Annotated in this window: 7 protein-coding genes; 6 read left to right on the top strand and 1 reads right to left on the bottom strand. The window is 68.3% G+C overall.

What is annotated here, in order from left to right; genetic code table 11:
• From JJL56_RS33770 to JJL56_RS27165, 6 genes are all read left to right on the top strand, one after another.
• On the top strand, window positions 1-101 hold a 101-nt coding region (locus JJL56_RS33770), incomplete at its 5' end, for a hypothetical protein (protein WP_200486985.1).
• Between the two features lie 221 nt (window positions 102-322).
• Window positions 323-1,228: a tol-pal system protein YbgF gene (gene ybgF / locus JJL56_RS27185; protein ID WP_145625818.1), complete on the top strand. Its 906-nt coding sequence runs from the start codon at window positions 323-325 to the stop codon at window positions 1,226-1,228.
• 8 nt (window positions 1,229-1,236) lie between these two features.
• Window positions 1,237-2,583 (top strand): tRNA lysidine(34) synthetase TilS, encoded by a 1,347-nt coding sequence (gene tilS, locus JJL56_RS27180; RefSeq protein ID WP_345772650.1) that lies wholly within the window; start codon window positions 1,237-1,239, stop codon window positions 2,581-2,583.
• A gap of 84 nt (window positions 2,584-2,667) precedes the next feature.
• Window positions 2,668-4,605 carry an ATP-dependent zinc metalloprotease FtsH gene (gene ftsH, locus JJL56_RS27175; protein WP_145625819.1) on the top strand — a complete coding sequence of 646 codons (1,938 nt, stop codon included), beginning with the start codon at window positions 2,668-2,670 and terminating at the stop codon, window positions 4,603-4,605.
• Between the two features lie 188 nt (window positions 4,606-4,793).
• Complete coding sequence (locus JJL56_RS27170) at window positions 4,794-5,585, top strand: rhomboid family intramembrane serine protease (protein ID WP_247891284.1); 792 nt, start codon at window positions 4,794-4,796, stop codon at window positions 5,583-5,585.
• 107 nt (window positions 5,586-5,692) lie between these two features.
• Entirely contained in the window at window positions 5,693-5,917 is a 225-nt protein-coding gene (locus JJL56_RS27165; RefSeq protein ID WP_145625820.1) for a DUF2061 domain-containing protein, read from the top strand.
• A 19-nt stretch (window positions 5,918-5,936) separates the two neighbouring features.
• Here JJL56_RS27165 and JJL56_RS27160 read toward each other — a convergent pair whose 3' ends face one another.
• Window positions 5,937-6,467 (bottom strand): peroxiredoxin, encoded by a 531-nt coding sequence (locus JJL56_RS27160; RefSeq protein ID WP_145625821.1) that lies wholly within the window; start codon window positions 6,465-6,467, stop codon window positions 5,937-5,939.
• Window positions 6,468-6,491: the final 24 nt, after the last annotated feature.

Genomic DNA, 6,491 nt, shown 5'->3' with positions numbered 1-6,491 from the left:
CGCGTTCCGACCGTCTGGCCAAGTACAACCAGCTGATCCGCATCGAGGAAATGCTCGGCGTGGCATCCCGCTTCGCCGGCCGCGGCATCCTCAAGGCGTAAGACGCCTTCAGGAGTTCCGCTTTGGAAAGCCCCTCCCCGGCATGCCGGGGAGGGGCTTTTTTCTGTGTTCTCTTCTGGGAGTGCGCCCGTGCGCGGGAGATTTCCAAATCACCACGATGCAAGGCGCGCGCGCTTCTGGTAAACAGCCGCCATAGTTTCGCCCGCTTGGAACGGCACCCTCTCAACGACGGCTTTCCCCGCCCGGACAGGACCCTCGACGCATGACCAAGACCACTTCTTTCGCCGCCCTGCTGCTTGGCGGCCTGCTGTGCAGCGGTTCCGTCTTCGCGCAAACGGCTTCGCTGCAGGACCGTCTGGACCGGCTGGAGTCGGGAGTGGAGGCGCTGGGCGGGCGCGTCGAGGTGGCGCAGGCCTATCCGGGCAACTCCTACACGCGGGGGCAGACCGCCGAGATCCAGCCCTCGCTGGCGGCGGATTTCGAGGTGCGGCTGCAGAAGCTGGAACGCGCCCTGTCGGAGCTGACCGGGCGCTACGAAGAGGCGACCTATCAGATCTCACAGATGAAGGACCGGCTGGAGCGGGTCAACAGCGACATCGACTTCCGCCTGAAGGAGCTGGAGAGCAAGGGCGGCGGGGCGGCCAGCGATCCGTTCGGCGGTCCGGCCAAGCCCAGCGCGGCGGCTCCGGCCCCGGCTTCCAGCACAGCCAAGGCCCCCGAGAAGGTGGCGGACAAGCCGGCGGAGAAGCAGACCGCCGCCGTGGCGCCGCTGCCCGCCAACTCGACCCCGGAGAAGCAGTACGAGCACGCCTTCGAGCTGCTGCGCCAGTCCGACTACGACAAGGCCGAAAAAGCCTTCAGCGACTTCCTGGCGAAGAACAAGTCCCACCAGCTCGCCGGCAACGCCCAGTACTGGCTGGGCGAGACCTACTATGTCCGCAACAAGTTCCAGGACGCCGCCGTGGCCTTCGCCGAGGGCGTGCAGAAGTACCCGAAGAACAACAAGGCGGCGGACAATCTGCTGAAGCTCGGCATGTCGCTGCAGCAGCTCAACCAGAAGAAGGACGCCTGCACCGCCTTCAACCAGCTGATCACCAAATTCCCGGAGGCGTCGGCCAGCGTGAAGCGCCGCGCCGACACCGAGCGCCGTCGTCTGAACTGCGCCTGACGGGTGCGGTGAACGGGTCCGACCCGGCGGGGCCGATTTCCGCGGGTGAGTTCGCCGCCCGCATGGACCGGCTGGGCGGCTTCGAGACGCGGCCGCGCGTGGCCGTGGGCGTATCCGGCGGCGCGGACAGCCTCGGGCTGGTTCTGCTCGCCCAGCGTTGGGCGGCGGAGCGGGGCGGGAATGTCCTCGCGCTGATCGTCGATCACGGCTTGCGCGCGGAATCGGCAGCGGAGGCTGATCGGGTGGGCGGCTGGCTCCAGGGGCGAGGCATTGCCCACGCGGTTCTGCACTGGGACGGCGAGAAGCCGGCCACCGGCATCCAGGAGGCGGCCCGCGCCGCGCGCCACCGTTTGCTGGCCGAGCGCTGCCGGGAGGAGGGCGTCCTTCATCTGGCGCTCGCCCACCACCGCGACGATCAGGCGGAGACGGTGCTGCTGCGCTTCGCCCGCGGTTCCGGAATCGACGGGCTGGCCGGCATGGCGCCGGTGCGCGCGGCGGGGGCGGTCCGGGTGATCCGGCCCCTGCTGGACCTGCCCCACGAGCGGCTGGTGGCGACCTGCCGCGCCTTCGGCCAGGAGTGGGCCGAGGACCCGTCCAACCGCAACCCCCGTTTCGCCCGCGCCCGCCTGCGCGCGGCGGGGGAGGCGCTGGCCGCCGAGGGGCTGGATGCGCCGCGTCTGGCCGACCTCGCCCGCCGGGCCGCCCGCGCCCGCAACGCGCTGGAGTCGGCGACCGCCGCCCTGCTGGCCGAAGCCGCCGAGGTCCATCCGGAGGGCTGGCTGCGGCTGGACCCGAAGCCTTTGCTGGAGGCCCCGGAGGAGCTTGGCCTGCGCGCGCTGGTCCGCTGCATCGCCGCGACGGGAGGCGCCGCCTATCCGCCGAAGGATGAGGCGGCGGAGCGCCTGTTCGCCGAGATCGCGGGGGGACGCTTCCGGGGGCGCACGCTGGGCGGTTGCCGCATCGTGCCGCGGCGGGGGCATTTGGTGGTCGCGCGGGAACCGGTTGGGGTCACCGAACGGCTGGACCTTACACCGGGCGGCGAAGTCTGGTGGGACCGCCGATTCGCCGTTCGGCTGGCGGCGGGTGCGGGCGGTCCGGTAAGCGTGGCAAAATTGGGGCGTGAGGGGTGGCAAAGGGTGCGGTCCACAAGCCCGGATTCGGGCCGCATCGGCCTGCCCGAACCGGTTCGCGAGACGCTGCCGGCGCTTTGGGACGGAAACGGGCTGGCGGCGGTGCCGCATCTGGGCTTTTCGCGGCCCGGATACCCCCTTTCGGCGGTCGCTTTGCATGCGCCCGGAGTGGTGTTGGCGGGTCCAGCTTTTCCGGTTGTTTCGGACCGTGTCGGCATTATTTAATCTGGGAACGTGCCCGTAAGCCCGGGAGGGGTGGCTCCGCATCGGCCTACCTTTCCGCGCAGGGTTCGCAGAAAGGCTTTTGACGTGAACAATTTCGGCAAGAATCTCGCGCTCTGGATCATCATCGGGCTGCTGCTGGTGGCCCTGTTCAACCTGTTCCAGAGCTCTTCCACGCGCAGCCCGCAGACGACGGTTCCGTTCAGCGAGCTTCTCGCCGAAGTGGACCGCGGCCAAGTGGCCGACGTCACCATCAAAGGTAGCCAGGTGTCCGGCCATTTCACCGACGGCCGGTCATTCAGCACCTTCGTCCCGCCCGAAGCCGGGCTGGTCGAGCGGCTGACGCAGAAGAACGTGCGCATCAGCGCCGTTCCGGACGACAGCAACGTGCCGTCGCTGTTCTCCGTCCTGCTGTCCTGGTTCCCGATGCTGCTGCTGATCGGCGTCTGGATCTTCTTCATGCGGCAGATGCAGTCGGGCGGCGGCAAGGCCATGGGCTTTGGCAAGTCCCGCGCGCGCCTGCTGACGGAGAAGGTCGGCCGGGTCACCTTCGACGACGTCGCCGGCATCGACGAGGCCAAGCAGGAACTGGCGGAAATCGTCGAGTTCCTCAAGGACCCGCAGAAGTTCCAGCGTCTGGGTGGCAAGATCCCGAAGGGCGTGCTGCTCGTCGGCCCGCCGGGCACCGGCAAGACCCTGACCGCGCGCGCCGTGGCGGGTGAAGCCAACGTGCCCTTCTTCACAATCTCCGGCTCCGACTTCGTCGAGATGTTCGTGGGTGTCGGCGCCAGCCGCGTCCGCGACATGTTCGAGCAGGGCAAGAAGAACGCCCCCTGCATCATCTTCATCGACGAAATCGACGCCGTGGGCCGCCATCGTGGCGCCGGCCTGGGCGGCGGCAACGACGAGCGCGAGCAGACCCTGAACCAGCTGCTGGTCGAGATGGACGGCTTCGAGGCGAACGAGGGTGTGATCCTCATCGCCGCGACCAACCGTCCGGACGTGCTCGACCCCGCGCTGCTGCGTCCGGGCCGCTTCGACCGTCAGGTCGTCGTTCCGAACCCGGACGTGCTGGGCCGCGAGAAGATCCTCAAGGTCCACATGCGCAAGGTGCCGCTGTCCCCGGACGTCGACGCCAAGGTCATCGCGCGCGGCACCCCGGGCTTCTCGGGCGCCGACCTCGCCAACCTCGTCAACGAGGCCGCGCTGCTCGCCGCCCGCATCGGCAAGCGCGTCGTCGGCATGGCCGAGTTCGAGGCCGCCAAGGACAAGGTCATGATGGGTGCGGAACGCCGCTCCATGGTCATGACCGAGGACGAGAAGAAGCTGACCGCCTATCACGAGGCCGGCCACGCCATCGTCGCCATCCACCAGCCGGATAGCGATCCGGTGCACAAGGCCACCATCATACCGCGCGGCCGCGCCCTGGGCATGGTGATGCGCCTGCCGGAAGGCGACCGCATCTCGCTGTCCCAGGCCAAGCTGCACGCCGACCTGCGGGTCGCCATGGGCGGTCGCATCGCGGAAGAGCTGATCTTCGGCAGGGACCGCGTGACCACCGGCGCGTCGGGCGACATCAAGATGGCGACCGACATGTCGCGCCGCATGGTCACCGAATGGGGCATGAGCGACAAGCTGGGCCCGCTGCTCTACGGCGAGCCGACGCAGGAGGTCTTCCTCGGCCACTCCGTCACCCAGCACAAGAACATGTCCGACGCCACGGCCCGCACGGTGGACGAGGAAATCCGCCGGATCGTGGACGAGGCGTACGGCGAGGCCCGCCGCATCCTGACGGAGAACATCGACCAGCTCCACACCATCGCCAAGGGCCTGCTGGAGTACGAGACCCTGAGCGGCGAGGACATCGCCCGCCTGCTGCGCGGCGAGCCGCTGATCCGCAACGACGAGCGGGAAGGCTTCTCCCCAGCCCCGCCGAAGCAGCCGACCCCGACCTCGGGCCGCCGTCCCTCGGTGCCCACCACCAAGGAAAGCGGCGGGATGGACCCGGAGCCCCAGGGCACCTGATTAGCTGGTACCTGATCCGCACCGCAGCTTCGTTCAGCGAAACCGGCGCTCCGCAAGGGGCGCCGGTTTTTCTTTGCCGATCATTTCCCTGGTGCCTTCCGGCTGTACGTGTGTCCCGTACGTCTTGGCGAAACTGAAGGGCGGGACCATCGTGTTGAACAGGGTCGCCTCAACCGAAAGCGCCGCCGATGCTGTTCCTTCCCATTTACGATGACAACCCGACGCGGCGGACGCCGGTCGTCACCATGGCGCTGATCGCGCTGTGCGTGATGGTGTTCCTGTGGCAACTCTCGCTGGGTGCGCGCACCGGGGACCTCGCCGTCTATTCCTTCGGCCTCGTTCCGGCGGTGCTGTTCGGCTACGCGGAGTTGCCAGAACCGTTGCGGGTCATTCCGCCCTGGATGTCGGTCGTGACCTCCATGTTCATGCATGGCGGCTTCCTGCACATCGCCGGCAACATGCTGTACCTCTGGATCTTCGGCAACAACGTCGAGGACAGTATGGGGCGGGGCCGCTTCGTGGTCTTCTACCTGCTGTGTGGAACGGCGGCGGCGCTGGCCCAGAGCTTCGCCGCCCCAACGTCCGAAGTCCCGATGGTGGGGGCGAGCGGGGCCATCGGCGGGGTGCTCGGCGCCTATCTGGTGCTGCACCCGCGGGCGAATGTCGGCGTCTTCTTCTGGTTCATCATCATCGTGCGCGTCATCAGCGTCCCCGCGGTGCTGGTGCTGGGCTTCTGGTTCGTCGGACAGATCCTGAGCGGGGTCACCACCCCGACCTCCGATGACAGCGGCGGGGTGGCCTTCTGGGCGCATGTCGGCGGGTTTGCCATGGGGGCCGTGCTGATTCCCTTCTTCAAGCGCCCCGAGGTGCGGTTGCTGGAGCCGCCGCACAGCCGCCCCTTCGCGGTCGTCCCGCCGGGCAGCCGGCTGCGCCGCGGCAGCGTGCCGGAGGCAGGCGACCGCCGCCGTCCCTTCCGGTGATCGATAGAGCTTGGCTATAGGTTTCGTCGGATCATTCGATTGGACCTGCCGCCGCCCGACACGCATGCTGACGCTGAATAGAAACGGCGGCGTTCGGGAGTTTCGCGATGACCAAGACCTTCAGCTTCGCCTGCATCCACTTCACGGTGGCCTTCACGGTCGGCTATCTGATGACCGGCAGCGTCGCGGTGGGCGGCGCCCTGGCCGTGGTCGAGCCGCTCTGCAACACGGTGGCCTATCACCTGCACGAGCGGGCCTGGGCGGCCCATGAACGCCGCAAGGCGCAGGCGGCCGAGGCGGAGCCGGCGGTGGGGACCGCCGTTCCGGCCTGAGAGGAGCGATTGGAGAGCCTCAGCGCGAACGCAGGTAGGCCAGCACCGTCTCCGGCGCGGACTCGCCGTAGGGGTCGCCGCCCTCGCCGGCGTCGTTGATGCCCGGCTCCTCGAACAGCTTCTCGATCACGCCGTCGGTCACCACCATGGCGTAGCGCCAGCTCCGCATGCCGAAGCCGACATGGTCCTTGTTGATCAGCATGCCCATGCGGCGGGTGAAATGGCCCGAGCCGTCGGGGATCAGCTTCACGTTCTTCACGCCGAGATGCTTGCCCCACTGGAACATCACGAAGGCGTCGTTGACGCTGAGGCAGTAGACCTCGTCGATGCCCAGGTCGCGGAACTCCGGACAGAGCGCGTCGTAGGTCGGCACCTGCTGGTTGGAGCAGGTCGGCGTGAAGGCGCCGGGCAGCGAGAACAGGACGACGCGCTTGCCGGCGAACAGCTCGTCGCTGTTGACGTCCTGCCAGCGGAACGGGTTGGGGCCGCCGACGCTTTCGTCGCGCACGCGGGTCTTGAACACGACCGAGGGGACTTTGCGCCCTTCCATGATGGTCTCCGGATCGAGGTGAAG

Origin of the sequence: Azospirillum aestuarii (assembly GCF_016632405.1) — a bacterium.
Lineage (GTDB): Bacteria > Pseudomonadota > Alphaproteobacteria > Azospirillales > Azospirillaceae > Azospirillum > Azospirillum aestuarii.
The sequence above is the reverse complement of the archived record's forward strand: the minus strand, read 5'-3'. Positions and strand labels throughout refer to the sequence as shown.